The sequence below is a fragment of the Nibribacter koreensis genome (assembly GCF_039541795.1).
In the GTDB taxonomy this organism is placed as follows: domain Bacteria; phylum Bacteroidota; class Bacteroidia; order Cytophagales; family Hymenobacteraceae; genus Nibribacter; species Nibribacter koreensis.
On record NZ_BAABGX010000001.1, the window covers coordinates 1,447,958 to 1,473,960 of the forward strand.

The window sequence follows — 26,003 nt, forward strand, 5'->3', positions numbered from 1 at the left end:
TAAGGTGATCGCCTCGCCGTAGAATCTAATATCTATTTCTTTCTATTTCTGGAGCAGGGTAAACGTCTCCTGCAGAATTTGCTTGTCGTCAAAAGGTGAGCGTTGTCCCTTCACCTCTTGGTAAGTCTCATGGCCCTTGCCCGCCACCAAGATGATTTCATCTGGGTCGGCTAGCATCACCGCGGTTTTAATCGCTTCCTTGCGATCTACCACGCTCAAGACCTTCTTTAAATCGGTGTGCTTTACGCCCGCCTGCATCTGATTCAGGATTTCCTGGGGGTCCTCGTCGCGCGGGTTGTCTGAGGTTAAGATGACTCTGTCGCTCATGCGGGCGGCGATGTCGGCCATGATGGGGCGTTTTGTCGCATCCCGGTTTCCGCCGCAACCCACAATGGTGATGACTTTCTGCTCTGGCTTTCTGATTTGCTGAATGGTCTGCAACACGTTCTCCAAAGCATCTGGCGTATGAGCATAATCCACAATGCCAGTAATCATGCCCGGGCTTACCACATAATCAAAACGACCGGCGGCGGATGTCAACGAAGAAAGGCTTGTCAAGACTTCCTGAGGGTCTTCGCCAAGCAAAACCGCCGCACCGTACACAGCCAGTAAGTTGTAAGCATTGAAGGTACCGATGAGTTTGAACCACACTTCCTGACCGTCCAATTCCAGTTGCAGGCCTTGGATGGAGTTGTCTAGGAGACGAGCTTTAAAATCAGCCTCTTTGCGCAGGGCGTAGGTTTTCTTCTCACCTTTGGTGTTCTGCAACATGACCATGCCACGCTTGTCATCTGAGTTCACCAGCGCGAAAGCCTTGGGAGACAGATTGTCAAAGAAGAGTTTCTTGGCTCTGATGTATTCATCGAAGGTCTTGTGATAATCCAGATGGTCGTGCGACAGGTTGGTAAAGACCGCGCCGGCGAACTCAACGCCGGTCACTCTGTGCTGTACCAGGGCGTGAGAACTCACTTCCATGAAAACATGCGTGCAACCTGCTTTTACCATCTTCGCCAACAGCGCTTGTAATGTGATGGCATCTGGCGTGGTGTGCGTGGCCGGAATCACCGTTTCGTTGATTTGATTCTGCACCGTAGATAGTAAACCGGCATTGTAACCCAACTCTCTGAACAGTTTATGCAGAAGCGTTACGCAAGTGGTTTTGCCGTTGGTGCCAGTCACGCCTACCAGTTTCAATTGCTTGGATGGATGTCCGTAGAAAGCGGCGGCAACATGACCCATCGCTTCGGCAACGTCCGGTACAATGACAAAGGTGACGTTGGCAGGTGCGTTTTCGGGCTGTTTTTCAGAAAACACGACAGAAACGCCTTGCACTATGGTCTGGGTTATAAAGTCATGGCCGTCGTGCACGGTTCCCTTGATGGCAAAAAACGCCACGCCCGGTCCCGCCTGACGCGAGTCCATGGTTAACGCAGAAAGCTCGGGGTTAGTAGGCCCGAGCAATTGCGAGGACGGTATCGCCTGCAATAGGTTTTGTAGTTGTGCCATTTCGTTCTAAGGTAATAGTAATCCACATGCCTTTTCTCACTGGTACCCCAGCCGGCACGCTTTGTGCTTTCACTCTGCCCAAGCCGGAGGCTCTCACCTTCAAGCCTTGATTTTCCAAGAGGTAAAGAGCGTCCTTTAAGGTCATGTCCTTTACATCGGGCACGCGGCCTTCCTTCACAGGAACCGGCTTCATGGCCACGGAATGCTTTTGCGTATCTACTCTAATCCAGTCTTCTTCTGGGTTCACCGGATGGGCGCTTACCCCTAGCTTGTTGCAAAGCAAGGTCAACTCCTCTTGGTTACCCGCGTGTAGGCTTGGTAGTTTAGGTGCCACATTGGCGGGTCTGCGTACCATTGGCGCGTGTATAGCCAAGTCTTGAGCGTATGCTTTATCAGCTAACTCCCTGAACACGGGGGCCGCTACATCCCCACCATACTGGGCGTTTCTGTTGGGGCTGTCAATAATGACAATACAGCTATACTTAGGTCTATCAGCCGGGAAATAACCCACAAAAGAGGTAGAGTATTTTTTAGTGTACTGGCCCTTTATAACCTTTCTGGCGGTACCTGTTTTACCGGCTACCTTGTAGTCTTTGCTCTTAAGGTTTTTAGCTGTTCCTTTTTCAACCACGCCTTCCATCATCAACTTCAATTCTGCCAATGTCTCATCAGAACAGATTTTCGGGTTTAGGACTTTCGCCTCAAACTTCTCTAATACCTGGTCAGCGCGCTTGATTTCTTTAACGATGATGGGCTGTACCTTCACTCCATTGTTGGCCACGGCATTGTAAAACGCCAAGGTCTGCAACGGCGAAATCTTCAACTCATAGCCAATGGCCATGGTAGATAGGGACGGACGGCTCCAGCTGCGGTCTTTAGGCGTTTTAATGTATGGCACGGCCTCTCCATTCATTTGGAAGCCCAGCGGTTGGTGAAGCCCGAACTTGAACAGATAGTCTACATATTTCTGGGGGTCGTTCCCGAAATGCTCCTGAATTAACTTGGCAATCCCCACGTTAGACGACTTCTCAAACACCTGTTGCAGGGTGATCTTGCCATTGCCGTGGGTATCTGTTTTGACGGCTCCGCCAATACGCATAGACCCGTTGCCGGTGTCAATGGTGTCGGTGAGTTTCATGTCTGAGTCTTCCAGCAATGCCATCATAGAGGCTAGCTTGAAAGTAGAGCCCGGCTCTGTGCGGCCTTGGTTACCCACCGCGTAGTTGTAGTCCTCAACATATACACCAGGACCCGCCTTGCCTAAGTTGGCAATGGCCTTAATCTCACCGGTGCTCACTTCCATCAAAATCACGCACCCGTGGGCTGCGTCATTCAGGGTCAAGGCCTTGTAAAGTGCGCTTTCGGCTACGTCTTGCAGATTTATGTCAATGGTGGTTCTAATGTCGAACCCCGGTAATGGCTTCACTTCGGTGCCATCATAGATGGGCTTGTTACCACCGGCCATGCGCTCGTATAAGGCTTCGCCGTCTTTACCCGCCAGATGACGGTTAAAGCTAAATTCCAATCCCGCGCCTTTCTTGTCCTCGTTTAAGAACCCGATGGTCCGCTTGGCCAAGGAACCGAACGGCAGGAACCGGCGGTCCAGCTTCTCAAAAATGACGCCTCCCTTGTTTTTACCGGCTCTAAAGATGGGCCACTTGGCCATTGCTTTCTTCTCCTGGTAATTGATAAGGCGGTTGTTAATGCGCACATACTTGCGTTTGCTCAGGCGGGCGTTCTTAATCTTGCGCTTATAGTAGTCTGCTGAACGGTCTCCGTAAAAACGTGACAGCTGTAAAGCCAAGGAGTCAATGCCATCTCTAAAGACTTCATCCTTAGAGATGGTAGGGTCAAAGGCCACTCTGTAGAAGGGCAATGAGGTAGCCATGATGCGCTCATCATTGGAATAGATGTTACCGCGGGTGGCAAAAATGGGCTGGTAATGGAAGCGCTTTTCCTGGGCCAGTTCCTTCCACTTATCCCCGTCTTTGAACTGGATATAGCCAACCTTGTAAATAATAGCAAACGCAAACAAGCAGATAGCCAAAAAAGCCACCCGCACGCGCGTTACGATGGACCTTTTAATATTCATCTTTTGGTATCACTACTTGTATGGGTGGGGAGGAACTTTCCATTAAGCCAGAAGCTGCCACGTTGCGGGCCACTTCAGACTGCTTACTCGCCTCCATGTAATCAGACTTGAGGGTGGTAAAGTCAGCGCGTAAATCTTCAGTGTCTGACTTGGTTCTGTCTATCTGTCTAAGGGTGCGCTCTGCGTAATGGCTGTTGCCTATGTAAAAAATGGTCACCGCCATCAAGAACAAAATCTTAGGCAGGTACTTGACCGGCAAACCATCTGCAAAGAACCAGTCTACTTTGGTGTAGCGGTCCAAGAGCTCAAACAGACTGGTACCCTTCTGGCGCGGCGGTCTTGGCGGACGCACGGGCTCCGCCTTAGGCACCGCACGCTGGGTGTTGGCCTTAGATGGATTGGTTCGTGGACGTACAGTATTGACTGCCATGTGCTATACTCGTGTAAAAGTTTTCTACCTCTCTATTTCTTGATTGGTGTCTCTGGGTTTTCTCTTTTCTCAGCTACCCGCAGCTTGGCGCTACGGGAGCGGTTGTTTTCTTGCAACTCCTGGGCGCTGGGCACGATGGGCTTGCGGGTCACAGAATCCAGTGGCTTAATCTCATTCCCAAAGAAGTCTTTCTCCACCTCGCCAAAAAACTTGCCTTTGTTGATGTAGTTCTTCACCAAGCGGTCTTCCAGGGAATGGTATGAGATCACCGATAGGCGCCCGCCTGGCTTTAGAAGCTCCACGGCTTGCTCCAGCATTTCTTCCAAGGCCTTCAGCTCATCGTTTACTTCTATGCGTAGCGCCTGGAATACTTGGGCCAAGTACTTATTTTCTTTTCCTTTAGGCGTGCAGCCAGCTATGGCTTCTTTAAAATCTGCGATGGTCTCAATGTCGCGCACGTTGCGGGCCGACACTATCTCCCGCGCCAGGGTCTTGGCATTCTTCACCTCGCCGTACAGTCCGAAAATGCGGTGCAACTGGTCCTCCTCATAGGTCATGATGACATCCTTGGCCGTCAAGGGGCTGTCTTTATCCATGCGCATGTCAAGAGGGCCGTCAAAACGGGTAGAGAAGCCGCGCTCAGCAGTGTTAAATTGATGCGAGGAAACGCCCAAGTCAGCTAAAATGCCGTCCACCTGGCGCACGCCATACAAACGGAGGTATTTTTTAAGGTACCGGAAGTTGGCCTTGACAAACGTGAATTTGTCAGAAATGAGGCGCTCAGACTGGCGCTCGGCATCAGTGTCCTGGTCAAATGAATATAGTTGGCCGCCTTGCATCTGCTCTAGGATGCGGGCAGAGTGGCCACCGCCGCCAAAAGTGACGTCCACGTAAATGCCTTTGGGTTTTATAGCCAAAGCATCTACCGATTCCTGTAATAAAACGGGGTTGTGGTATTGCATGGCTTGCGTTATTCTATAATGGTGGAAGCCGGTGGATTCCCCAGGTACTTCTGGGCCAGCTGTGAGAAGTTTTGTTGGTCTTTTTCCAGGAACGCGTCGTATTTCTCCGGATTCCAGATTTCTACCCGGTTACCCAACCCTACTACAATCGCTTCTTTGTCAATCTCGGCGTAGCGTACCATGGTCTTGGGCAGGATGAACCGGCCCGCGGTGTCCAGTTCTATCTCTGTGTTGCCCCTAAAGAAATTCCTTTGAAAGTGGCGGTACTCCTCGTTGAACTCATTCAATCCGGCTACGCGGTCATAAATGGCTTTCCACTCGGTTCTGGGGTACAGCACCAAGCAAGGCTCAAACCCTCTGGTCAAAACCACCTGGTTGCCGGAGTCTTCTGGCAGATTGGTTTTGATTTTAGAAGGCAGCACCAATCTTCCCTTGGGGTCTAGCTTACATTCATATTCGCCGGAGAGGAAGTTCATTGGTGTAGGGAGATAACTCTAGTCTTTGGTACAAAACAAAAGTAATAAAGGGGACACCAAAGTCAACCACAGTCTCCCACTTTTTCCCACTTTGTGGATAAATCATGGTTATCCACCCCACTTATGCACATTATCCACATTCTTTCCTGCCACTTCGGGAAAACTTTCTAATAACTATATAGAAAAATTCTTTTATTAAACACGCGAAAACCGAGCTAACAAACTGAAAAACAATTATTTAACCTCATAACCACCAGTAACCTTTTGGCCAAACCAGCAAGTGGAATGAAAGTGGTACAAAGTGGGGCGTTTTTCCGTACCTTTGCGCCATGCGGCCCACTTACCGACATATTCTCCTCCTTTTACTGGCCTTTAGCGTGCTGACGGGCTCTGTGGGCATTGCCGCCACCCAGCGGTTCTGCGCCATGATGGGCATGGAGATTTCTCCGGCCAAGGCAGAGAAAATGGAGGAGATGGGCTGTTGCCAAAAGAAGGCCCAGGCTAATAAATCCTGCGAAGCCGCCGCCGCTCAGGTTGAAAAAGAAGACTGCTGTACTGCCTCTATCACTTATCACAAGCTGGACAACTTAGCGCTTAAGCTGAGTGACAAAGTTGTATTCTACACGCTACTACCAGCGCTGACAAGCTCCTACATAGTACCGCCAACCTTCGTGTTGGTAGCCTCTTCCTCCTGGCCTTCTTTCACAGACGCCTCGCCGCCTCTGGCCGGGCGTGATCTGCTGACCAGACTGCGCATCCTCAACATTTAAAGATTCTATTTCAACCATAAAGAAGTAACGCCTCTTGGCGCGTATTTACTTCTACCTAAAGGAAATAGAGTACTCTTTAAATAAACGCCTTCATGTTTTCATATAATTACCGCGTCTTCTGGACCATGGTATTTCTGGGCCTTTGCCTGCCCAATCTGTCTGTTGCCCAATCGCTTTCTGGCCGGGTGATAGACGCCAACACTTCCTCTGCCCTCATTGGCGCAACGGTCACCTGGTTGGGCACTACCCAAGCCACCAGCACAGACGCCACAGGGTTCTTCCAACTGAAGTCCGCTCCAGCTGGTGAGTCCTCTCTGCTAGTTACTTACATTGGCTATAAACCAGACACCATCCAAGTGCAGGGCCGCTCCAACCTGGTGATCAAACTTCAGTCTAGTGGTTCTTTGAAAGAGGTGACCGTTACTGCCAAGCAGGACCGCTATGATGCCATGTCGCCCACCAACTCACAGGTGATCACAGCCATGGACCTAACCAAGTCTGCCTGCTGCAACCTAGCCGAAAGCTTTGAAACCAACGCCTCTGTGGAAGTCTCCACTTCTGATGCCGTGTCTGGGGCCAAGCAGATTCAAATGCTGGGCTTGGACGGTTCTTACACGCTGTTGACGACTGATAACGTACCGGCCCTCAGAGGCCTGGCCACGCCCTATCGCTTGAACTACCTTTCAGGCACCTACATAGACGCTATTGACATCATTAAAGGGACCGGGAGCGTGCTGAACGGCTACGAATCCATTTCGGGCCAGGTGAACGTGCGTTTGAAGGACCCTGAAAAAACAGATAGACTACATGTGAACCTGTACGGCAACAGTTTTGCCAAATGGGACGCCAACGTGAACACCTCAGCTACGCTCACGCCCAAGTTGAGCACTATCCTCATGCTGCACACCGACCAGCTGAACAACCGTGTGGATGGCAATGACGATGGATTCCTGGATCTGCCCTTAGGCAAGCACTACAATGTGTTCAACAAATGGAAGTACAATACGGGCAAGCAATGGGTGGCGGAATTGGGTGTACAAGCCCTTCATGAAAAACGGACCGGCGGGCAGGTAGGCTACAGAAGCGGCATGCCCCAGGTAGAAGATAGTTTCTATGGCACCGAGTCTGAAACCGACCGCTACAGCGCCTATTCCAAAACGTCCTACACGTTCAAAAACCGGCCGTACCAAAGCCTGGGCTTGATTCTATCTGCCGCACACCATGACTTTGACTCTCAGTACGGAGCCAGAACCTACAACGGACGGCAGAACAGCGGCTTGGCTAATTTGATTTTCCAGTCGGCGTTTGGCAATACGGCGCATACCTATAAAACGGGCTTGAGCTACCAATTAGAAGACTACCAGGAAGAACTAGCTGGCAAAGACTACACCCGCAAAGAGCAAGTGCCGGGTGCCTTCTTTGAGTACATCTACCAGAACAGCACCAACCTCACCCTGGTGGGCGGCGTGCGCGCCGACCATCACAACCTGTACGGCTGGGTGTACACGCCGCGCTTCAATATAAAGTATGACTTCACGCCCAACACCATTCTGCGTCTGGCGGCGGGCAAGGGCTTTAGAGTAGCCAATCCCATCGCCGAGAACGTGGCCTCTCTCATCAGTAACAGGGAGTTTATCTTGGCAGACAACTTACAGCCAGAAAAAGCCTGGAACCTTGGCGGTAGCTTTACCCAGTACTTTGAAGTGGGTGCCCGCAAAGGCGCCTTCATCACAGATTACTACTTCACCAGCTTCCAGAACCAGGTGGTGCCAGATATGTACAGCAGTGCCAACCAAGTGGTGTTCAGCAACCTGGACGGCAGGTCCTTCTCCAAGAGTTTCCAGGCAGAGCTACAGTATGAACTCACTGAGCTACTGGATGTGAAAGCGGCTTACAAGTATTTTGACGTGCGCACCACTTATAACGACCAACTCTTGCAACGTCCCTTCATTCCCAACCACCGCGCCTTCCTGAATCTGGGCTTTGCCACGCCGTTTGACAAATGGCGCGCTGATTTGACGGCTCAGTGGTTTGGTCCGCGCCCGGTACCAGCAATGGAAGCTGAACATGAGGCACACGATGGAATCATCAGGACGCGAACTGTTAGCCCTTATGCCGTGTTTAATGGGCAAATCACCAGAGCGTTCAAGAAATGGGAAGTGTACCTGGGTGGCGAGAACCTTTTGGGTTACAAGCAAAAAAATCCGATTATTGCCGCTGACCGGCCCTTCAGCCAGGATTTTGACGCCAGCATGGTCTGGGCCCCTATTACCGGCAGAGTCATTTACGCCGGCATGCGCTTTACCATAAAATGATTGTTGATTGTCAATTGCTGGTTATTATTAGTTTTAAACAAACACCAATTGACAATTAACAATAAATCCGTTTTTGGCCTGATTTTGGTAAAACAAGCCAAAAACGGATTTGAAATTGAAAACTTATAACTCATACCTTTTAACTCTTAACTACTCAAAATGAAAACGTTAAAAATCTGGATGCTTGCTTTGGTCATGACTGGTTTCGCCTCTTTAGCATTTGCGGCCGGCGGCAAGAAAGGCGATGAAGTGAAATTTAAAACCTCGGCGGTGTGCGGCATGTGCAAAGCCACCATTGAAAAAGGTCTGGCCTATGAGAAAGGCGTGCAGAAAGCCGTGTTGGATGAGAACACCAAGATTGTCACTGTGACCTATGACGCTAAGAAAACGTCACCAGAGAAACTGAAGAAAGCCGTGAACGAGTTAGGCTATGACGCCGATGACAGCCCGGCCACGCCACGTGCCTATGACCGTCTGGATGCGTGCTGCAAGAAAGACGCAGTTCACTAAATAGCGAGCCCTTCCTAATTTCAGAAAAGCCTGCACTTCAGCAGGCTTTTTTATGCCCTTCGTTTTTGGCCTGTTTTCATGAAATCAGGCCAAAAACGAAGGGCTCTTGGCAACATACCATGCACTTCGTACAAACATTAGAAATTCATATTACCTTTAATCCTTCTTGTCTTAGTAAGGCAAACAAACCATCACCAATCCATCCTTCATGCAACTCCGTGCTTCATCAATCATCTGGGCCTTCTTATTCTTAGGAGCCTATCAGAGCGTTGCCCAACAACTGCCCATGCCCCGCAACATTGCCGCCGCTTATCAAAAAGGCACGCGTAATTTAAACGGCACACCCGGCGCGTCTTATTGGCAGAACACCGCTGACTATACCCTCAACATCAATTTTGACCCCAAGTCCAGAAAAGTAGCGGGCACGGTAGAAATTGACTACACCAACAACAGCCCAGACACGCTCAAGCAGATTGTCTTCAAACTGTATCCTAACCTGTACCAGAAGGGCGCCCCCCGAGCCGGCGGCATTTCACCTACAGACGTGAGCGAGGGCGTGCAGATTGAAAAACTGAGCTACAACCAAGAGGCCCAGGATGTGCAGAAACTGCGCATTGACCACACCAACATGACTGTGCGCATCAAGCCTTTGGCGCCTAAGCAGAAAGGCAAATTTAGTATTGCCTATAACTATGAATTGAACGCCGGGTCGCATAACCGCACGGGTCAGGTAAATGAACAGGGTGCCGCTTTCCTGGCCTATTTCTTCCCACGCATTGCCGTTTATGATGACGTGGACGGCTGGAACCGGACGCCTTACCTAGGCCCTCAGGAGTTTTACAATGATTTCTGCAACTTCAAAGTGAACATCACCGTGCCACAGCATTTTGTGGTCTGGGCCACCGGCGATTTAAAAAACGCTGATGACGTGCTCACCAAGAAATACGCCAAGCGTTTGCAAAGTGCAGAGAAGAAAGACGCCATCATCGCCATCATTGACAGCACAGACTTGAAACTCCGTGACATTACCGCCAAGAACGCCCAGAACACCTGGAAGTTTGAGGCCAGCAACGTGATTGACTTCGCCTTCGCCACGTCAGACCATTATCTCTGGAACTCTACCAGCCTGGTGGTAGACCCCAAGACCAAGCGCCGCACGCGCGTAGACGTAGCCTTTAACCCTATTCACCATGACTTCAGAGAGGTGATTGACTTCTCCAGAAAAACAGTAGAGGCCATGAGCTATACCTTCCCTAAATGGCCTTTCCCCTACCCGCACATTACCGTGTTTAACGGCCTAGACCAAATGGAATACCCTATGATGGTAAACGACAACCCAGTGGAGACCCGCGAGGACGCCATCACCCTCACCGTCCATGAGATTTTCCATACCATGACTCCCTTTTACATGGGCACCAATGAAACCAAGTACGGCTGGATGGACGAAGGCTGGGCAACTATAGGTGAGTGGATCATCTCTTCCATCATTGAGCCCAAGTATACTGATGATTACGGTGTAGCGCCTTATGCCACGATGGCCGGCACCGAGGCCGACATGCCCATCGCCACGCTTTCCACGCAACAGTCGGGCACGCCGTTCTTCTTGAATTCTTACCCTAAACCGGCCTTGGGCTACCTGTATGTGAAAGAGATGCTAGGCGATGAGTTGTTCACCAAAGCCCTGCACACTTACATCCGGAACTGGAATGGCAAGCACCCACTCCCTTGGGACTTCTTCCACTCCATGAACGCAGGCGCGGGTCAAAACCTCAACTGGTTCTGGCAACGTTGGTTCTTTGACCACGGCGTACCAGACTTGGCCATCGCCAACGTGCAACAGCAGGCCGGAACTTACGTGGTGACCGTAGAAGCCAAAGGCACCAAACCCGTACCGGTAGAACTCAACATTACCTACGCAGACAATTCTACTGAGAAAGTAAAGCGCAACATTAGCGTCTGGGAAAAAGGAAACACCACCACGCAGCTAGAATTCAAGCCTACCAAAGCCGTGAAGAAACTGGAACTGAAAGGCACCTACATTCCAGATGTCAACCCCAAAGACAACGTCTACGAAGTAAAGTAACATCGCCTTTTAAACGAAAAGCCCCGCTACCTCTTTTGAAGTTGCGGGGCTTTCCGTTTTTGGCCTATTTTACAAAAAACAGGCCAAAAACAGGTTTAAAATATTTACTGAACCTGTTTAGAGTTTTCTAAAATTCCATGGCGCAAGCGTCCGCTTGTGTCCGCACGCATTTTTGATCTGCCATGCGTGCGGATACAAGCGGACGCTTGCGCCATGGAACCCAGTTGTATATCGGCTTTTTATAAACTCTAAACAGGTTCACTGATGACTTTTTACTGTTAACTGCAAATTTTTTACCTGTTTCCTGAAAGTCGGTCTTTCTCTTGGTAGAGTTTCCACCAGGGCAAATAAGGTTTATCATGGTGCTCATAATGATACCCGAAGAAGTAGCAACTGAGGAACGCCCATACGTGATTTCGGCCCTGGGTGGAGGATTTGTGCTTGTTGTCTGGTTCGTGCTCCCCGCGGTGCGGCAAATACGTCCCGAAGTAGAACAACTGAAACGTGGCTAGCACGGCCGGGGCCATCCAAAACAGGATGATGTTCTCCACTGGAAACCAAAGTTGCAGCAAATTATACGTCCCCGCCATCAACAGCACTTGAAGGATGGTGATGTACTGCCGGGCAAAGCTTATGAACCACAGAAAGAAGTTGCCGCCGTGGTAATCGGGGTCCTCCTCAGTAGCTACGTGTTGGTGGTGCAGGTGGTGCTTGGGCAAAAGACGTCCGTAGTAATTGTACGCGAACAGTCCGGCCGTGACGGTGCCTATGATGGTATTCAAACGCTTGTTGCCGGGGGCTACCACGCCGTGCATGGCGTCATGGGCCGTTATGAACAAACCTGTGTACAGATGCGTCATCACCAATACCGCAACATAGGTCAACGGCGACGTAAAAGAAACCTCCCAATGCAACAGAAACCACAACAAGCTGGCCCAAGCCGTTAAGATGAGCAAGGCAATGAGGACGCCGGTGTAGGGTTGGTTTTTTGGCTTCAATGCGAGTAAGGTGCTTGAATGTTTAATAACTCCTGCCGCAAGTTTTCAACTTGTGGCTTTAATGATGGAAGTTTGCAACTTCCTTAATAGATACGCAAGTTAAAAACTTGCGACAAGGTGGCTCCAAGTTGGAAACTTGAAGCAGAGAATTAGCTCGTTTTTAGGCTATTTTCTGGAAAACAGGACAAAAACGGATTCTTCTCTACATTATGCTTACAGCGTCTGCAGCGCGTCACGCACTTGTTCCATCAGCCACATGGGCGTAGAAGTGGCTCCGCAAATGCCCACCGTTTCACCATCAGCAAACCAGTCAGGCTGTATCTCTTCTACCTTAGACACAAAGTAAGTATTAGGGTTGGTGTCTTTGCAGACTTGATACAATACTTTGCCATTAGAAGACTTGGTGCCCGAGACAAATACAATTTTGTTATACTTCTGGGCGAAGAGACGTAGTTCCTTGTCTCTGTTGGAAACCTGCCGGCAGATGGTGTCATTGGCGTCTACCGCGTAGCCGCGCGTCTCCAACTCGTTCTTGATGTTATAAAAGCTGTTGGTGCTTTTGGTGGTCTGGCTGTAGAGCGTGATGTTCTGGGGCAACTCATGACGCAGCAACTCGTCCAGGTTCTCAAAGACCACCGCCTCGTTGCTGGTCTGGCCTAAAAGGCCTAGCACCTCGGCATGGCCGTGCTTGCCGTAAATGAAAATCTGTTCTTTCTTGTCAAAGGAGGTCTTGATGCGGTTCTGCAGTTTTAACACCACCGGGCAAGAAGCGTCAATCAAAGTGAGGTTGTTCTGCATGGCCATCTGGTAGGTAGACGGCGGCTCACCGTGCGCCCTGATCAAGACATGCTCGTCTCTTAGCTCCTGCAACACGTCATAGTTGATGATGCGCAGGCCCTTCTTCTGCAGGCGCTCCACCTCCTCATCGTTGTGCACAATGTCTCCCAGGCAATACAGGTAGCCGCGCTCCTCTAGCAGGTCTTCTGCCATCTGAATGGCATAGATCACCCCGAAGCAAAATCCTGAGTTGGCGTCTATGGTTACCTGTAGTTGTCGCATATGTCAGTTAACAAGCGCAGCGGTGACTTTGTTTGCAGGTGCTTCGGCTTTTTGCTTCAAGAACTCATAAATGATGATGGTCATGAGCAAAAGCAATAGGGAGTACATGGTGTCTTCGGCGGGAATAGTAGTTATACGGACGCCCGTGTTGTGTGCGTTATTATACAAAACCACGGGCAGGGCCGTGAGTACCCCGTTCACCAGCAGAAACGGCACCAGATGCACCAAGTACGCCAGGTAAAAACGTCCCATCTTCTTATACCTGAACAGCCCATAATACACCACTAGCAGGACCGGCACCAGCAGACAGGTGAGCATGGTGTACCACCTTCCCCAGAAAAACAGGCCTATGGCCAAGTTAGCTATCACCAAAAACCAGGTAATAGCGGGGGCATATGGCTGTAGCCATTCACGTGTTATATACGTGTTTAAGCATTCATAGATAAAGACGCAAGCGTACGGAACAGTGATGAAGAAGAGAACCTCCTCTAAGGGCAGGTTGCCCAGGTAAAGTCCTACCAGATAGTCTGGGTTGAAGCTCCAGACGCCTTCGCGGGTGAAGGCCATGTCCCAGGCAATGAAGCAGAGCGCCGTCACGGCCATGGCCGGAAACAGATAGCGCCAGTTGGTATAAAAGTGCACCCGCTTGTCAAAGGAGAGCACCAGGGGAAAAAAGATGGTGAAAATGTTTAAGTAGAGGTAGATGTAACTCATAGTTTCAGGTTGGTCACCTGCTCGCGCTCCTCACCGGTCAGGTGCTCTGGATGCCGCAAGAGAAAGTCCTTCATGATCTTTAGGGACTCTACCGGCATACCCGACTTTGGATGGCGAAGCATGGCACTCAAAAATATTTTCTTGTCTTCCTGCAAATGACCGCTCATGTTCAAGTAGCGCGGCACAAAGAACTCAATGGAATAGCGCAAAAACCGCACTTCTGGGTCTTGCTTGTCTAAGGCCACCGCCTGCTCAAAAATCTGACCCGAGGTGCGCAGGTACTTCAGTTTGGCGTACGGGCTCCAGGTGTGCTTGGCCATCACGGCGTTGGACACGGCTTTGTAACCCAACTTCAAGGGGTCTTTACCCTGGTACTTCTCCATTAAGGCATGAAAGTCATCGGCTAGGGCTTCGTTCTTGGCAGACTTCTGATAGAAGCTCAATAACACCGAGTGCCGGTAAGCGTCTGTTTCCTGGGCCACTGGCACAAACACTAGACTAAGGGAGAGGAGAACCGCGGATAAAAGCATAAGCGCATTAGAAAGTATTAAACTGGTACCTAATATACGAACTAAGCAACAATGCTAACTTCGTATTATCTGGCACTCTTACGCGTTCTGCTAAAATTTGGGCAGCCGGGGCCTTTTTTATTTTCTTGAAAAGCTTGAGATAATAGATGTACGCCAGGTACACGCCCATCTTTGCGCCTTTGGGCAAGGCCATGATTCCTACATACGCATCATCAAAATCCTTCTGGATGTCTGCCTCAATTTCTTCTTTGTCCTTGTTACAGAAGGATAAGAAATTCACCTTCGGGAAGTACACGCGGCCGCGGTCATGGTAGTCACTTTTTATGTCTCTTAAGAAGTTCACTTTCTGAAAGGCGGCGCCTAGTTTACAAGCCGGTGCCTTCAAGCGTTCAAACATGGCCTCGTCGCCTTCACAGAAGACTTTCAGGCACATCAAGCCTACTACCTCGGCGGAGCCATAGATGTATTCCTCGTAGCAGTCGCAGTTGTACTCGCGGTCTGTGAGGTCCATGGCCATGCTGTTCAAAAAGGCGTCTATGTAGGCATGGTCAATGCTGAACTCGTTTACCACCAACTGGAAGGCGTGCAGCACCGGGTTCAGGCTGATTTTCTCCTCCAGCGCTTGGTAGGTGTCTTTTCTGAAGCGCTCCAGCAGCTCGGCTTTGTCATGGTCATGGAAGGTGTCCACAATCTCATCCGCGAAGCGTACAAACCCATAGATGGCGTAAATGGAATCATGGAACTTGGGGCTGAGCGTCTTGATGCCCAGCGTGAAGGACGTGCTGTAGCGCTGGGTGATGAGCTTACTGCATTCCAGCGTGGTGGTGTCAAAAAGTGTCTTGGGAGGTACCATGCATTAATGAGTTAAGGACGCTTTTTGCGGGGCAAATTCTTTCACAACTTCGGCGGACACTACCTGCCCAGAAATGAGCGAAGGCGGCACGCCCGGCCCCGGAACGGTCAATTGACCTGCGTAGAACAGGTTCTTTATCTTTTTGCTCTTCAAGCTGGGCTTCAGGACGGCCGTCTGCGTCAAGGTGTTGGCCAAACCGTAGGCATTGCCTTTAAAGGCGTTGTAGTCTTGTATAAAGTCTTGGTGTGCGTAACTGCGTTTGTAGATCACGTGGCTTCTCACGTCCTGGCCGGTAATCTGCTCCAGACGGGTCATGACCATGTCATAGTAGCGTTCCCGGGTTTCATCAGTGTCTGTCAAGTCTGGGGCAACGGGTATCAAGATGAACACATTCTCTTGCCCTACCGGGGCCACGCTGGTATCTGTCTTAGAAGGCACCGATACGTAGAACAGCGGTTTCTCGGGCCAAGCCGGACGGGTGTAAATCTCCTGCGCATGCGGCCCGAAGTCCTCGTCAAAGAACAGATTGTGGTGGTGCAGCCCGGTGAGCTTTTTGTCAACGCCCAGGTAGAAGATGAGCGATGACGGCGCCATCACGCGGCTTTCCCAGTATTTATCTGAATAACTACGATAGGCGGGTGGCAACAGTTGGGTTTCCAGGTGGTGGTAATCGGCGGCGCCCACTACTACGTCTGCGGTATAAATGCCTTTGTTGGTGGTAAGCTGTGTGATGCGTCCGTCTTGAATATCAATCTTCTGAACCTCCTCGCCTAGCCGCATCTCCACGCCCAGTTCTTGTGCCAAAGCCACCATGCCTTCCACAATCTTGTGCATGCCGCCCATGGGGTACCAGGTGCCCAAAGCCATGTCTGCGTAGTTCATGAGGCTGTACAGGGCCGGCGTGTTTTCTGGCAAAGCGCCCAAAAAAAGGATGGGGAACTCCATCAATTGAATGAGGCGCGGGTGCTTGAAGAACTTGCGCACGTGCTTAGCCATGGATTGGAACACGTCCAGACGCATGACGTCCACCAGCAGTTTCAGGTCCACAAACTCGGTCAAGGAACGGCTGGGTTTGTAGACTAGTTGGTTGATGCCTACCTCATACTTATAGGCGGCTTGTTTTAAGAATTCTCTCAGCTTAAGGCTGGACCCGGGTTCCAGGGTGTCAAAAAGTGCCTCCAATTCTGCCATAGAAGCAGGCAACTCTAACGTGTCTCCCTTGCCATACAAAACCTGGTAGGATGGATCCAGGCGCACCAAGTCATAATAGTCAGTTGTGGTTTTCCCGAATTTCTGAAAAAACTGCTCAAAAACGTCTGGCATCCAGTACCAGCTAGGCCCCATGTCATAGGTGAAACCTTGCGCGGAGAACGTGCGCGCCCGGCCACCGGCTATTTCGTTTTTCTCAAGGACGGTCACATGGTAACCGGCTTGGGCCAGACTGGCCGCGGTAGACAGGCCGGCAAAACCGGCACCTATCACTATGGCTTTGTTCTTGGGGAGGGATTCACCCATGGGGATTGGAGGTCGTTTATAACTAGTGATTCTTTTTACGGATTAAATACCGTACGCGTACACCCGCAGCTGTTGTTTTAATTCTTTGCGGGCCAAGTGGATTCTGTTCTTCACGGTTCCAATGGGAATCTTCAACTTCTCTGCAATCTCCAGGTACTTGTAGCCCACATAGTATAGCATGAACGGCGTCTTAAACTCTTCTGGCAACTGTTGCACCGCGTCTTCAATGTCTTGGGCGGCAAACTCGCCAGTAGCCCCGTTCACAGCCACCATACGGTCGTCATTGGGAAAGTACTGAAAATAGTCTGTGGTGTCAAGGGAGCTGGTACGCTTGGTCACTTTGTTGTAGTGATTGATAAACGTATTGCGCATGATAGTGTACAACCAAGCTTTAATGTTGGTGCCGGTTTTAAACTTGTCACGGTTGGCAAACGCTTTCAGCAAAGTTTCTTGAACCAAGTCTTTGGCGTCATCGGTGTCCCGGGTGAGGTTATAGGCGGCTGGCCGTAGCGTAGGCGCTATGTTCTCTACTACAGTTGAAAATTCTATGGCAGTCATTTTGTTTAACGTTTGAAGTGAAACATTAAACAATTATACGAATCAAAAATCAATGTAGCTACTTTTGTTTAATGTTTTTTTAAAGAAATTAAACAACAAGGTCCCTGTCGTTCTGTAAAGAACGAGACATACGAAAAGAATATAGGGCGTGGATTGCCTAAGAGGCTGAATTTTGGGCTAACCAGTTCTCTAGCTCTTCTATTTCTTTGAAGAACTGGACAGGCTTGGGCATGTCCTCTACCGGGAAGTAGTGGAGCAAGGAACCACTCACCAAGATTTGCTTTACAGGCACCTGTTCTGCCAACTGCTCCAAATACTCAGAGACCGTAGTGCGCAGAAATGGCGTAGTAAAGACAGAATAGACAAAATCTGGTTTAAAGTAAGTGGCGGCTCTTACCAAGTCCACCAAGGGCAAATGCTGTCCCAGATACAAGGTGTAGAAACCCGCAGAGCGCAACAGGTAATGCACATACAATAAAGAGATTTCGTGCATTTCGCCTTCTGGCAAATACAAAATCACGCGCGGGGCATTGTCTTGTCTTTTCACCGGCAGCGCGTCAATGGCCACCAGCATCTTTTGGCGGACTAGCTGGCTCATGAAATGCTCATGCGCCGGCGTGATGTTGCCCGTCTGCCACAGCAAACCAATCTTGTGCAGGAATGGATATATGACCGTGCGCACCGAGACGGAAAAGCCCAACTGCAGAATGGCCCGGCTTAAGATGCGCTCAAAGAGCACCTCGTCCAGCTCTACCATGGCCACAATCAATTGAGAGATGTATTGTTCCTGCCCCAACTCTGAGCCGGTGATTTTAAGGACTTCCTGCGCTACCTGGTCTTTTGCCAGTTGGGCAATCTTGGAGATTTTGTATCCCTCTTGGTAGAGCAAGGCTACGTTGAGCAGATTTTTAAGGTCTGCGTCATCATAGTACCGGATGTTGGTGTCCGTGCGCTTGGGTTGCAACAGCTGGTACCGCTGTTCCCAGATACGCAGGGTATGTGCCTTAATGCCGGATAAATGCTCCAACTCCTTGATAGAGTATTGCGCCACAGGTGAGAGAAATTAAGTTAAACCGCAATTTAGCGCTTTCGGGCGGCCATACGAAAGAATTTAGGATGTACCCACAGCATGCCGAAGGACTCAGAACCGTCTCTGCCTTTGGTTTTGTGGTGTACTTTGTGCGCTATGTCTAAGGCTCTTAGGTAGGTGTTCCTTGTCTTGCCAAACAGCTTCATGCGCCTATGGATGAACAAGTCATGCACTAGAAAGTAAGCCATGCCATACAGCGTGATGCCTACTCCCACCCAGAACCGGTAGTCCAGCGCCTCTGTCCCGTAGATAAAGCAAAGTGCCGCAATCACCCCGTAAAAGACAAATGACACGTCATTCAGCTCAAACTTGTGGGTATGCGGTTTGTGGTGTGACTCATGGATGTTCCATAAGACCCCGTGCAGCACGTACTTGTGCACCGCCCAGGCCACCAGCTCCATCAACAGAAACGTTCCTAACACTATCGCCGCGTTCGTCAGCATATTCTCTCAACCGTGAGTCTTGACAATTGTTTAAGAATGTGGAAATTTGGAGATGTGAAAATGTGAAGATGTCCCATAGTCGTTTTTGGCTTGTATTCTGGAAAACAGGCCAAAAACGGGATTCGAGTGAAATACTTAATTGAAAGCAGTTTTCCTTTAAGCTTTACCATTCCCCTACCTTTTAATTTAAGAGAACGCAGTCACGCAGTATGCTTCTTGGTGATAACACCAACAAGCACAGGCGGTAAGGCTAATTAAAAAAATCATTTTCACATCTGCACATCTTCAAATTAAAAAATAGCACATCAGCACATTATCTCATTAGCACTTTAAAAAAAGCTACCAGGTCAAAGGCTGTTTGTCCAGAAAGGATTGGATGCCGCGCTGGCAGTCCTCAGTAGAACGCGCGAAGGCGTTTTTCTCGGCGGCGTATTCCAGAGCGGCTTTAAGGGGCAACTCCTGGACGCGGGCAATCATCTCTTTGGTGGTCTCCATGCTCTGGCCCGAGTTCTGAGTGCAGAGGCGCTGTGCCAATTCATCTACGCGGCTTGCCAGTTCATCTTCGGCTACTACTTCGTTTATCAAACCTATGGCCATTGCTCTTTCCGCCGAAATCAAGTCACCGGTCAAGAGCAGTTCCTTGGCCTTGGCTTCGCCGATTTTACGAAGCAAGAAGATCTTGACGATGGCCGGAATAAAGCCAATCTTGACCTCGGTGTAGCCAAACTTGGCGCTAGGCACGGTATAGGCAAAATCGCAGATTGTGGCCAGTCCGCAACCACCCGCTATGGCGTGGCCGTGCACCTGCGCAATGACCACTTTCTTGAGCGTGTAGATTTGGTAGAACAACTGCATAAGGTGCGTAGAGTCCTCCAGGTTCTCCTGGAAGGTGTTCTGTTGCAACTGTTGCAGATACTCTAAATCTGCCCCGGCGCAGAACACTGCACCAGACGCCTTGAGGACAATCACTTTGCAGTCATCATCGTTCTCGGCGTAGTCAAAGGCCTTCTTGAGTTCAGTGACCACCTGGTAATTGAGGGCGTTGCGCTTCTCTGGACGGTTGAGTGTAATAAACCCTACCCTATTAGCACATTGGTACTGAATGTATTGCAGGGATAAGGTTTCAGCGGTATTCATGTCAATGTCTGTCATAGTCTACTTACCTACGAATTGCTTAAAGCTAAAGGTATGAAAATTAAGAAACCCGCCTTAAATAGTGATGACCTGCTTCACAAATTCTAGGCTGGTTTACCGTAATCTCAAGGTCCAGGCGCCGTCCTGCTCCAGGTTATGCACCTTATACCCCGCGGCCTGCAGCTCTTTGGTTTTGCGTTGCATGTACCAAGGCGCGTTGGTCTGGTCCAGCACTACATAGGCACAGGCAATGGTGGTCCTGAGTTGGGCAACGTCTGCCCAGACGTTCTTCTGCAACACCAGTACATCTACTGGCAATGGCTTAGCCAGCTGGCGGGGTAGTTTCTGCAACCAAAGAATCCGCTTGCCCTGCCAGACCATGAGCCTGTTTCCTTCCTTGGTGGCATGAACCGCCAACGCGCGTTTTTGGTCTGTTTTCTGGAAATCAGGCCGAAAACGATGCTCCTCTTGGACGCCCCTCGCCCACCAATGCTGTTGCACCTGGAATGTGAAGTTCTTAGGCTGAGAATAAAAGGCAGAGTCGGCCAGCAAACTAGCTTTCCGGCCTTGCAGAATACCTACGGCACTGCTTTTTCTAGTACTGTACAAGACCAGCTCTTTTGTCTTGCGTTGGTGGCGGGCTTCCACAATTTCTGTAGTGGAGACAAAGGCCAGACAGACAACGGCCAGACCAAGCCATGACAGTTTCCTATAAACCAAAAACAGCACCACGCCCATCAGGAAGAGATATAAGGCCAGCACCTGCCCCGTGGTAATGACAAACCCGTCCAGCACAGAGTATGGCCAGCGCTCCAGCCAAAGTAAAAGTTCATTCAATGCCCACAACACCCATTCCAGTAAACTACCAAGCCACCCATTGAGCACCGGCACCCAAAACAAAAGCATGAACGCCACGCCCAGATAAAGCCCAACAGTTGTAGCTGGTACCGCAATCAGGTTGGCCACCCAGAAATACACCGGAAACTGATGGAAGTAAAACAAGCTAATTGGAAACGTGGCCATCTGCGCGGCAATGGAGATAGCCATCAACTCCCAGGTCCAGCGCACCAATTTCTGTTCGGGGTACCATAGTTTTAAAAAGAGCGGCTGCAGCAAAACAATGCCCGCTACCGCCAGAAACGATAACTGAAAGCCCACGTCAAACAAGAAATTGGGATCATACAGCAGCAATACCATGGCCACCGCCGCCAGCGTGTTTAAAACCGAAGACTTTCTACGCAGCAGCAAGCCCAACTCCACCAAAGAGAACATGCACACTGACCGTAGCACCGAGGCCGACAGTCCCGTAACAAAGGCATAAAACCAGACCACGCCCACAATGAACAAGAAGATGACCAGCCGTGATTTTCTACCGCGCCGCAGATGCTTTAGAAAGAACAACAGGACGCCGTACAGCAAACCCACATGCAGACCGCTTACTGCCAGCACGTGCATGGTGCCGGTTCTGGCGTAGGCATCCCGCAATGACGCATCCAGATCATCCTGCACGCCCAGGACCAAGGCGTTGGCAATGGTGGCTTCTCGCTTGGCTTGGATATGAGTTTTAAAAGCGGCCTCCAGTGTTTTTCGCACCTGTAAGCTAATGGCCACCATAACGCTGGGCGGTTGTAACCCGATGACTTGCCAGGAACCTTCAGGTAGATACGCCTGCCACTGAATGTGCTTGAGCGCCAGGTAGCGGCGGTAGTCAAATTGATAAGGATTGGCAGGTTTAGCAGGCGGTTGTAATGATCCCTTGATGAGTAATTGCTGACCGTATTGCAACCTGTCTGCTTCTGGCGAGTGCGGGAGAAAAATGGCTACCTGTCCTTCTGCCGAATGCCAGTTGCCCAAAGAATCACGCACGGCCTCTATCCTGCCCACAGAACTCACCGAGGTTGGCTTTAGAGCCACGGCCTTGACTAAGGTCACTTTGAAGTGAGTAATGGCGCTACCAGGGACCGGAAGCGTTTTTGGGCTGTTTTCCTGAAAAGAGGCTAAAAACGCCAAGAATAGAATGGTAGTTAACCCAAGCCAACCGGTCCTCGCCCTTGCTCTCCAGTTAGGTTTTCTCAAGGTTACGTACCAAGCTACCACAAATGCCAGCACAGATAATGTCGCAACCAATCCTATCCAAGCCTCACCTGGGCCCAAGTAGTAAAACAGCAGAATGCCGGCCAACGCTGCTGCCAGAGGACGCATCATGCCAGTTAAGCGCGGTTTAGCCATTCAATGCTGAGGTTCTTAGGTTGAACTAGATGTAATCACCTGACTTCCTACCAAGTACGCGGACTTTTATAGATGCGTTTTCTCATATAGAACCCAATAGCCATAAAAACAGAGAGGGCATGCTAAGCATGCCCTCTCATATAATTTAAAATACGTAGTTGACTAATCTTCGCGGCGGTACTGCTGACGTCGGCGTGGTGGGTCCTGGTGGCTGTCATTGCCCTCTGACTGCTCACGCTCACGTTCCTGGGCGCGGCGCTCATCATGTTTGGTATAGGCATCTACAATGCTCTTCACCAATCTATGGCGCACCACGTCATCCACGGTCATCTCTACAAAGCCAATGCCCTGCACATCTTTTAAGACGTTGATGGCCTCAATCAAGCCTGATTTCTGGTTACGCGGCAAGTCTATCTGCGTGCGGTCCCCGTTGATCATCACTTTAGAGGTAGGTCCCATGCGCGTCATAAACATCTTAATCTGCATGGGCGTGGTGTTCTGCGCCTCGTCCAGCAAGACAAACGCGTTGCTCAGGGTTCTACCGCGCATGTAGGCCAAAGGTGCAATCTCAATCACCTTGTTCTCATAGTAGTACTTGAGCTTTTCAATGGGGATCATTTCCTCCAGGGCGTCATAAATAGGGCGCAGGTACGGATCTACCTTGTCCTTCATGTCGCCGGGCAAGAAACCCAGGCTTTCGCCGGCTTCTACCACGGGCCTGGAGATGATGATCTTTTTGACCTCCTTGTTCTTGAGCGCACGCACGGCCATGGCCACCGAGATGAACGTCTTACCAGAGCCAGCCGGTCCCAGGGCAAACACCAGGTCATGCTTGTTGATCATGTCCACCAGTTTCTGCTGGTTAGGCGTCTTGGGCTTGATCACGCCACCCTTGCTGCCGTACACAATCACATCTGGAGACGTAATGACCACGTCATCCTCAAAGTCATTGTCGGCGGTCAGGAATTTATGGACGCTCTTGTCTGTGATCTTGCCAAACTTATGGTAATGCTCAATTAGCGAAGACAGGATTTCATGGATCTTGGTGATCTCTGGGGTCTGGCCCTGGATCTTGATCTCATTGCCCCTAGAAATGATTTTGCTGCTAGGAAAAGCGGCGGCTAATTGCTTTATGTTTTGATTCTCTGCCCCCAGGAAGTCTATCAAAGAGATATCCTCAAGGGTTATCGTTTTTTCTACCAAAGGCGTGTGTGTTTAAAAGGGTTTATGAACCAATCTACCGAAAAAGCAGTAGTTTTGTTATGAAACATATATAGAATTTTTAAAGTTCTTTAGACCGACCGTTCCCATGGGTTTTATCACCTTCTTATCAGATTTTGGTACTACAGACCACTATGTGGCCGCGGTAAAGGCTAAAATCCTGACACTCAATCCGGCACAAGTCATAGTAGACATTACGCACCAGGTAGAGCCGTTCAATATTGCCTACGGGTACCACGTGATCTCCTCGGTGTATGAGGATTTTCCGGCGGGCACCGTGCATTTGATTGCCGTAGACACGCACGGTAGCAAGCAAGGGCGCTTCCAAGTGGCTCGCCACAAAGGACATTATTTTGTCTGCTCAGACAACGGCTTGCTCTCCCTCCTCACCGACGGCGACCCCGAGCAGTTGATAGACCTGCCTGAGCAACCCAACTCCCCTTCGCCGGCTAGAGACATCATGGCCCCCGCGGCGGTAGCTTTGGCCAATGGCGCTTCTATGGCCGAAGTGGGCGAACTGGCAGACGGTATGCTCCAGCTCATCAACCGTCAGCTCAAATTGAATGACCATTCTGTAACCGGCCACGTGGTGCACGTAGACCACTACGGCAATCTTATCACCAACATCAGCAAGGACAGCGTGGACGCCATTGGCCATGGCCGTCCGTTTGTGGTCAAGTTTGCCCGGGAAAAGGTAGACCGTATGTATTCGCGCTACAACCAAGTAGGCGAAGGCGATTGCGTCATCCTCTTCAACCGCCAGGGCTTCCTGACCATAGGCATTAACAAAGGCAACGCCTCTGAGCTTTTGGGCATGTATTTTGACTCCAGCGTGGAAGTCCAATTCGCGCAAAACGCTTCTTAATTAATAATTAACAATTAAGAATTAATAGTTCTTAGATGTGCTTGAAAGCGTTTTTGGGCTGTTTCCTGAAAAATAAGCCAAAAACGCCACCATCCCTTATATCGCTCCCGCAAGCTTAGAGCTTGTGGGTAGACATGAGGCAAGTTTACAAACTTGCGGTACTAGAACCGGTGGTAAATGCAAATTTACAAACTTGCCTGGATGAGTGGCTGTAAGCTTGAAGCAGGAAAAGGAGTTCGCGTTTTTGGGCTGTTTTCTTGAAAACAAGCCAAAAATGGTTCTTTGCCGCTAGTCGTCATCAATCTAGTTTGCCCATAAGATCTCCCGAGTCAGGCCCGGGATGTGCCCCCTTCAGGATGACAAACAAATGAGTGATTGAATGATTGAGAGAATGAATGCTTGATAATGTTTAACGGCCAAATCAGTTAATTCTTAATTCTTAATTCTTAATTCTTAATTCTTAATTCTTAATTCTTAATTCTTAATTCTTAATTCTTAATTAAAAAAAATGTTGATCAGGATAGTGCGCATGACGTTTCAGGAGGACAAGGTTGAGGAGTTTCTAGCCATCTTTCATGCATCTAAACACCAGATTGCGGCTATGCCCGGCTGCCATGGAGTGGAGCTGTTGCAGGATTACCATCAACCCAACATTTACCACACCTACAGCACCTGGGAGTCTGACCAGGCTCTGAACCAGTACCGCCAGTCTACCTTGTTTGGCACCGTTTGGAAACCTACCAAAGCGTTGTTTTCGGCGCCAGCTCAAGCTTTTTCCATGCGGAAGAACTAAGTCTCAGGAGCATCACTGTATCTTCTGACCTTGCACTTACGTCTAGTATACACCACTCCATCTTAAGCCATTAAAACTGTGAACTACTTTACCTTCTACCAGATACCAGAAAGCTTTCTACCCGATGAGAAAGCCATCCAGGCCAAATACTACGGCTACAGCCGCGAGTACCACCCAGATTTTTACACGCTGGAGCCGCAGGAGAAACAGCAGGAGATTCTGGAGAAGTCTACGCTCAACACCAATGCCTACCGCACGCTCTCCAACTTTGACAAGCGCATGCAGTACATCCTGGAGCAGCACGGGCTTTTGGAAGAGGGCGGTGCCAATGACCTTCCCCAGGACTTCTTGATGGAGGTGATGGACCTGAACGAGCTGCTCATGGACCTGGAAATGGAGTACAACTCCACCACTTTCAAGATAATCTCTGACCAAACCATGGAAATTGAAGGCCATATCAAGGCCGAGATCTGGCCGGTGCTGGAAGCCTATGAAACTTTTCCGCCTGAGAAACAGGAAGAAGCGCTTAAACAGATAAAAAATTACTACTTAAAAGAGCGCTACCTCTTGCGTATAAAGGAATCATTGAATAAGTTTGCATCCTCTTCTGACAGATAAACCACTGCAAAGCGGTCATTATATCAGAATCTACCAAACAGTAAATGCCCAGATGGCGGAATTGGTAGACGCGTTGGTCTCAAACACCAATATCTTTGATGTGCCGGTTCGACTCCGGCTCTGGGTACTGAAACAAAAAAGCCACTGAAGATTCAGTGGCTTTTTTGTTTACTGGTTGTTAGTAAGGTGACAAACCTTAAAAGGCCTCTATTTTTTGCATTATAAATTTATGAGCGAAA

The 26,003-nt window shown here is 49.8% G+C and carries 24 protein-coding genes and 1 tRNA gene; 8 read left to right on the forward strand and 17 right to left on the reverse strand.

Features of this window, described 5'->3' with window-relative positions; translation table 11 throughout:
- Positions 1-42: 42 nt before the first annotated feature.
- From ABD880_RS06230 to mraZ, 5 genes are read right to left on the reverse strand one after another with little or no spacing between them, the layout of a single operon-like run.
- Positions 43-1,506: a UDP-N-acetylmuramoyl-L-alanyl-D-glutamate--2,6-diaminopimelate ligase gene (locus tag ABD880_RS06230; protein WP_345163681.1), complete on the reverse strand. Its 1,464-nt coding sequence runs from the start codon at positions 1,504-1,506 to the stop codon at positions 43-45.
- Complete coding sequence (locus ABD880_RS06235; RefSeq protein ID WP_345163683.1) at positions 1,445-3,598, reverse strand: penicillin-binding protein; 2,154 nt, start codon at positions 3,596-3,598, stop codon at positions 1,445-1,447. The genes ABD880_RS06230 and ABD880_RS06235 overlap by 62 nt, the downstream gene beginning before the upstream one ends.
- Complete coding sequence (locus ABD880_RS06240) at positions 3,588-4,028, reverse strand: FtsL-like putative cell division protein (protein ID WP_345163686.1); 441 nt, start codon at positions 4,026-4,028, stop codon at positions 3,588-3,590. The genes ABD880_RS06235 and ABD880_RS06240 overlap by 11 nt, the downstream gene beginning before the upstream one ends.
- A gap of 32 nt (positions 4,029-4,060) precedes the next feature.
- Entirely contained in the window at positions 4,061-4,990 is a 930-nt protein-coding gene (rsmH, locus tag ABD880_RS06245; protein ID WP_345163689.1) for a 16S rRNA (cytosine(1402)-N(4))-methyltransferase RsmH, read from the reverse strand.
- An 8-nt stretch (positions 4,991-4,998) separates the two neighbouring features.
- Complete coding sequence (gene mraZ, locus ABD880_RS06250) at positions 4,999-5,466, reverse strand: division/cell wall cluster transcriptional repressor MraZ (protein ID WP_066504172.1); 468 nt, start codon at positions 5,464-5,466, stop codon at positions 4,999-5,001.
- 329 nt (positions 5,467-5,795) lie between these two features.
- Here mraZ and ABD880_RS06255 point away from each other — a divergent pair, with 329 nt between their 5' ends.
- The 4 genes from ABD880_RS06255 to ABD880_RS06270 all read left to right on the forward strand — a co-directional run bounded on the left by ABD880_RS06255 (position 5,796) and on the right by ABD880_RS06270 (position 11,144).
- Entirely contained in the window at positions 5,796-6,236 is a 441-nt protein-coding gene (locus tag ABD880_RS06255; protein WP_345163699.1) for an HYC_CC_PP family protein, read from the forward strand.
- 92 nt (positions 6,237-6,328) lie between these two features.
- On the forward strand, positions 6,329-8,551 hold the full coding sequence (locus ABD880_RS06260; RefSeq protein ID WP_345163702.1) for a TonB-dependent receptor: 2,223 nt from the start codon (positions 6,329-6,331) through the stop codon (positions 8,549-8,551).
- A gap of 159 nt (positions 8,552-8,710) precedes the next feature.
- Positions 8,711-9,061: a heavy-metal-associated domain-containing protein gene (locus ABD880_RS06265; RefSeq protein ID WP_345163705.1), complete on the forward strand. Its 351-nt coding sequence runs from the start codon at positions 8,711-8,713 to the stop codon at positions 9,059-9,061.
- A gap of 208 nt (positions 9,062-9,269) precedes the next feature.
- Positions 9,270-11,144 (forward strand): M1 family metallopeptidase, encoded by a 1,875-nt coding sequence (locus ABD880_RS06270; protein WP_345163708.1) that lies wholly within the window; start codon positions 9,270-9,272, stop codon positions 11,142-11,144.
- A gap of 293 nt (positions 11,145-11,437) precedes the next feature.
- On the opposite strand, the gene ABD880_RS06275 is transcribed toward ABD880_RS06270, so the two are convergent.
- From ABD880_RS06275 to ABD880_RS06330, 12 genes are all read right to left on the reverse strand, one after another.
- A complete protein-coding gene (locus ABD880_RS06275) occupies positions 11,438-12,142 on the reverse strand; it encodes a fatty acid desaturase (RefSeq protein WP_345163711.1) in 705 nt (234 codons plus the stop codon).
- Between the two features lie 213 nt (positions 12,143-12,355).
- Entirely contained in the window at positions 12,356-13,201 is an 846-nt protein-coding gene (locus ABD880_RS06280; protein WP_345163714.1) for a 4-hydroxy-3-methylbut-2-enyl diphosphate reductase, read from the reverse strand.
- Positions 13,202-13,204: 3 nt separating this feature from the next.
- Positions 13,205-13,915: a lycopene cyclase domain-containing protein gene (locus ABD880_RS06285; protein WP_345163717.1), complete on the reverse strand. Its 711-nt coding sequence runs from the start codon at positions 13,913-13,915 to the stop codon at positions 13,205-13,207.
- Positions 13,912-14,445: a hypothetical protein gene (locus ABD880_RS06290; RefSeq protein WP_345163720.1), complete on the reverse strand. Its 534-nt coding sequence runs from the start codon at positions 14,443-14,445 to the stop codon at positions 13,912-13,914. Before ABD880_RS06290 ends, ABD880_RS06285 begins: the two co-directional genes overlap by 4 nt.
- Positions 14,446-14,452: 7 nt before the next feature.
- The gene (locus ABD880_RS06295) at positions 14,453-15,298 is read right to left on the reverse strand and encodes a phytoene/squalene synthase family protein (RefSeq protein ID WP_345163723.1); all 846 of its coding nucleotides are present in this window, start codon (positions 15,296-15,298) and stop codon (positions 14,453-14,455) included.
- Between the two features lie 3 nt (positions 15,299-15,301).
- Positions 15,302-16,813, reverse strand: a complete 1,512-nt coding sequence (locus ABD880_RS06300; protein ID WP_345163726.1) for a phytoene desaturase family protein — start codon at positions 16,811-16,813, stop codon at positions 15,302-15,304.
- Positions 16,814-16,855: 42 nt separating this feature from the next.
- Positions 16,856-17,371, reverse strand: a complete 516-nt coding sequence (locus ABD880_RS06305; RefSeq protein WP_345163729.1) for an RNA polymerase sigma factor — start codon at positions 17,369-17,371, stop codon at positions 16,856-16,858.
- 157 nt (positions 17,372-17,528) lie between these two features.
- On the reverse strand, positions 17,529-18,422 hold the full coding sequence (locus ABD880_RS06310; protein ID WP_345163732.1) for a MerR family transcriptional regulator: 894 nt from the start codon (positions 18,420-18,422) through the stop codon (positions 17,529-17,531).
- Between the two features lie 29 nt (positions 18,423-18,451).
- Positions 18,452-18,904 carry a sterol desaturase family protein gene (locus tag ABD880_RS06315; protein WP_345163735.1) on the reverse strand — a complete coding sequence of 151 codons (453 nt, stop codon included), beginning with the start codon at positions 18,902-18,904 and terminating at the stop codon, positions 18,452-18,454.
- Between the two features lie 339 nt (positions 18,905-19,243).
- Positions 19,244-20,056 carry an enoyl-CoA hydratase/isomerase family protein gene (locus tag ABD880_RS06320; protein ID WP_425575823.1) on the reverse strand — a complete coding sequence of 271 codons (813 nt, stop codon included), beginning with the start codon at positions 20,054-20,056 and terminating at the stop codon, positions 19,244-19,246.
- A 96-nt stretch (positions 20,057-20,152) separates the two neighbouring features.
- A complete protein-coding gene (locus ABD880_RS06325; protein ID WP_345163738.1) occupies positions 20,153-22,267 on the reverse strand; it encodes a ComEC/Rec2 family competence protein in 2,115 nt (704 codons plus the stop codon).
- Between the two features lie 162 nt (positions 22,268-22,429).
- Positions 22,430-23,470, reverse strand: a complete 1,041-nt coding sequence (locus ABD880_RS06330; protein ID WP_345163741.1) for a PhoH family protein — start codon at positions 23,468-23,470, stop codon at positions 22,430-22,432.
- Positions 23,471-23,576: 106 nt separating this feature from the next.
- On the opposite strand from ABD880_RS06330, the gene ABD880_RS06335 reads away from it, so the two are divergent.
- From ABD880_RS06335 to ABD880_RS06350, 4 genes are all read left to right on the forward strand, one after another.
- Positions 23,577-24,353, forward strand: a complete 777-nt coding sequence (locus tag ABD880_RS06335) for an SAM hydrolase/SAM-dependent halogenase family protein (RefSeq protein WP_345163744.1) — start codon at positions 23,577-23,579, stop codon at positions 24,351-24,353.
- 508 nt (positions 24,354-24,861) lie between these two features.
- Positions 24,862-25,146: a putative quinol monooxygenase gene (locus tag ABD880_RS06340; protein ID WP_345163747.1), complete on the forward strand. Its 285-nt coding sequence runs from the start codon at positions 24,862-24,864 to the stop codon at positions 25,144-25,146.
- A gap of 78 nt (positions 25,147-25,224) precedes the next feature.
- Positions 25,225-25,764, forward strand: a complete 540-nt coding sequence (locus ABD880_RS06345; protein WP_345163750.1) for an iron-sulfur cluster co-chaperone HscB C-terminal domain-containing protein — start codon at positions 25,225-25,227, stop codon at positions 25,762-25,764.
- 46 nt (positions 25,765-25,810) lie between these two features.
- A tRNA-Leu gene (locus tag ABD880_RS06350) sits at positions 25,811-25,891 on the forward strand.
- Positions 25,892-26,003 lie beyond the last annotated feature (112 nt).

Excerpts from the sequence above, each read along its gene's own strand:
- ABD880_RS06320 (WP_425575823.1), bottom strand. The coding sequence starts at position 20,056 with ATGACAGACATTGACATGAATACCGCTGAAACCTTATCCCTGCAATAC.
- ABD880_RS06270 (WP_345163708.1), top strand. The coding sequence starts at position 9,270 with ATGCAACTCCGTGCTTCATCAATCATCTGGGCCTTCTTATTCTTAGGA.
- ABD880_RS06340 (WP_345163747.1), top strand. The coding sequence starts at position 24,862 with ATGTTGATCAGGATAGTGCGCATGACGTTTCAGGAGGACAAGGTTGAG.
- ABD880_RS06230 (WP_345163681.1), bottom strand. The coding sequence starts at position 1,506 with ATGGCACAACTACAAAACCTATTGCAGGCGATACCGTCCTCGCAATTG.
- ABD880_RS06305 (WP_345163729.1), bottom strand. The coding sequence starts at position 17,371 with ATGACTGCCATAGAATTTTCAACTGTAGTAGAGAACATAGCGCCTACG.
- ABD880_RS06315 (WP_345163735.1), bottom strand. The coding sequence starts at position 18,904 with ATGCTGACGAACGCGGCGATAGTGTTAGGAACGTTTCTGTTGATGGAG.
- ABD880_RS06295 (WP_345163723.1), bottom strand. The coding sequence starts at position 15,298 with ATGGTACCTCCCAAGACACTTTTTGACACCACCACGCTGGAATGCAGT.
- ABD880_RS06280 (WP_345163714.1), bottom strand. The coding sequence starts at position 13,201 with ATGCGACAACTACAGGTAACCATAGACGCCAACTCAGGATTTTGCTTC.
- ABD880_RS06240 (WP_345163686.1), bottom strand. The coding sequence starts at position 4,028 with ATGGCAGTCAATACTGTACGTCCACGAACCAATCCATCTAAGGCCAAC.
- ABD880_RS06235 (WP_345163683.1), bottom strand. The coding sequence starts at position 3,598 with ATGAATATTAAAAGGTCCATCGTAACGCGCGTGCGGGTGGCTTTTTTG.
- rsmH (WP_345163689.1), bottom strand. The coding sequence starts at position 4,990 with ATGCAATACCACAACCCCGTTTTATTACAGGAATCGGTAGATGCTTTG.
- ABD880_RS06300 (WP_345163726.1), bottom strand. The coding sequence starts at position 16,813 with ATGGGTGAATCCCTCCCCAAGAACAAAGCCATAGTGATAGGTGCCGGT.
- ABD880_RS06335 (WP_345163744.1), top strand. The coding sequence starts at position 23,577 with ATGGGTTTTATCACCTTCTTATCAGATTTTGGTACTACAGACCACTAT.
- ABD880_RS06260 (WP_345163702.1), top strand. The coding sequence starts at position 6,329 with ATGTTTTCATATAATTACCGCGTCTTCTGGACCATGGTATTTCTGGGC.
- ABD880_RS06290 (WP_345163720.1), bottom strand. The coding sequence starts at position 14,445 with ATGCTTTTATCCGCGGTTCTCCTCTCCCTTAGTCTAGTGTTTGTGCCA.
- ABD880_RS06265 (WP_345163705.1), top strand. The coding sequence starts at position 8,711 with ATGAAAACGTTAAAAATCTGGATGCTTGCTTTGGTCATGACTGGTTTC.
- ABD880_RS06255 (WP_345163699.1), top strand. The coding sequence starts at position 5,796 with ATGCGGCCCACTTACCGACATATTCTCCTCCTTTTACTGGCCTTTAGC.
- ABD880_RS06325 (WP_345163738.1), bottom strand. The coding sequence starts at position 22,267 with ATGGCTAAACCGCGCTTAACTGGCATGATGCGTCCTCTGGCAGCAGCG.
- mraZ (WP_066504172.1), bottom strand. The coding sequence starts at position 5,466 with ATGAACTTCCTCTCCGGCGAATATGAATGTAAGCTAGACCCCAAGGGA.
- ABD880_RS06285 (WP_345163717.1), bottom strand. The coding sequence starts at position 13,915 with ATGAGTTACATCTACCTCTACTTAAACATTTTCACCATCTTTTTTCCC.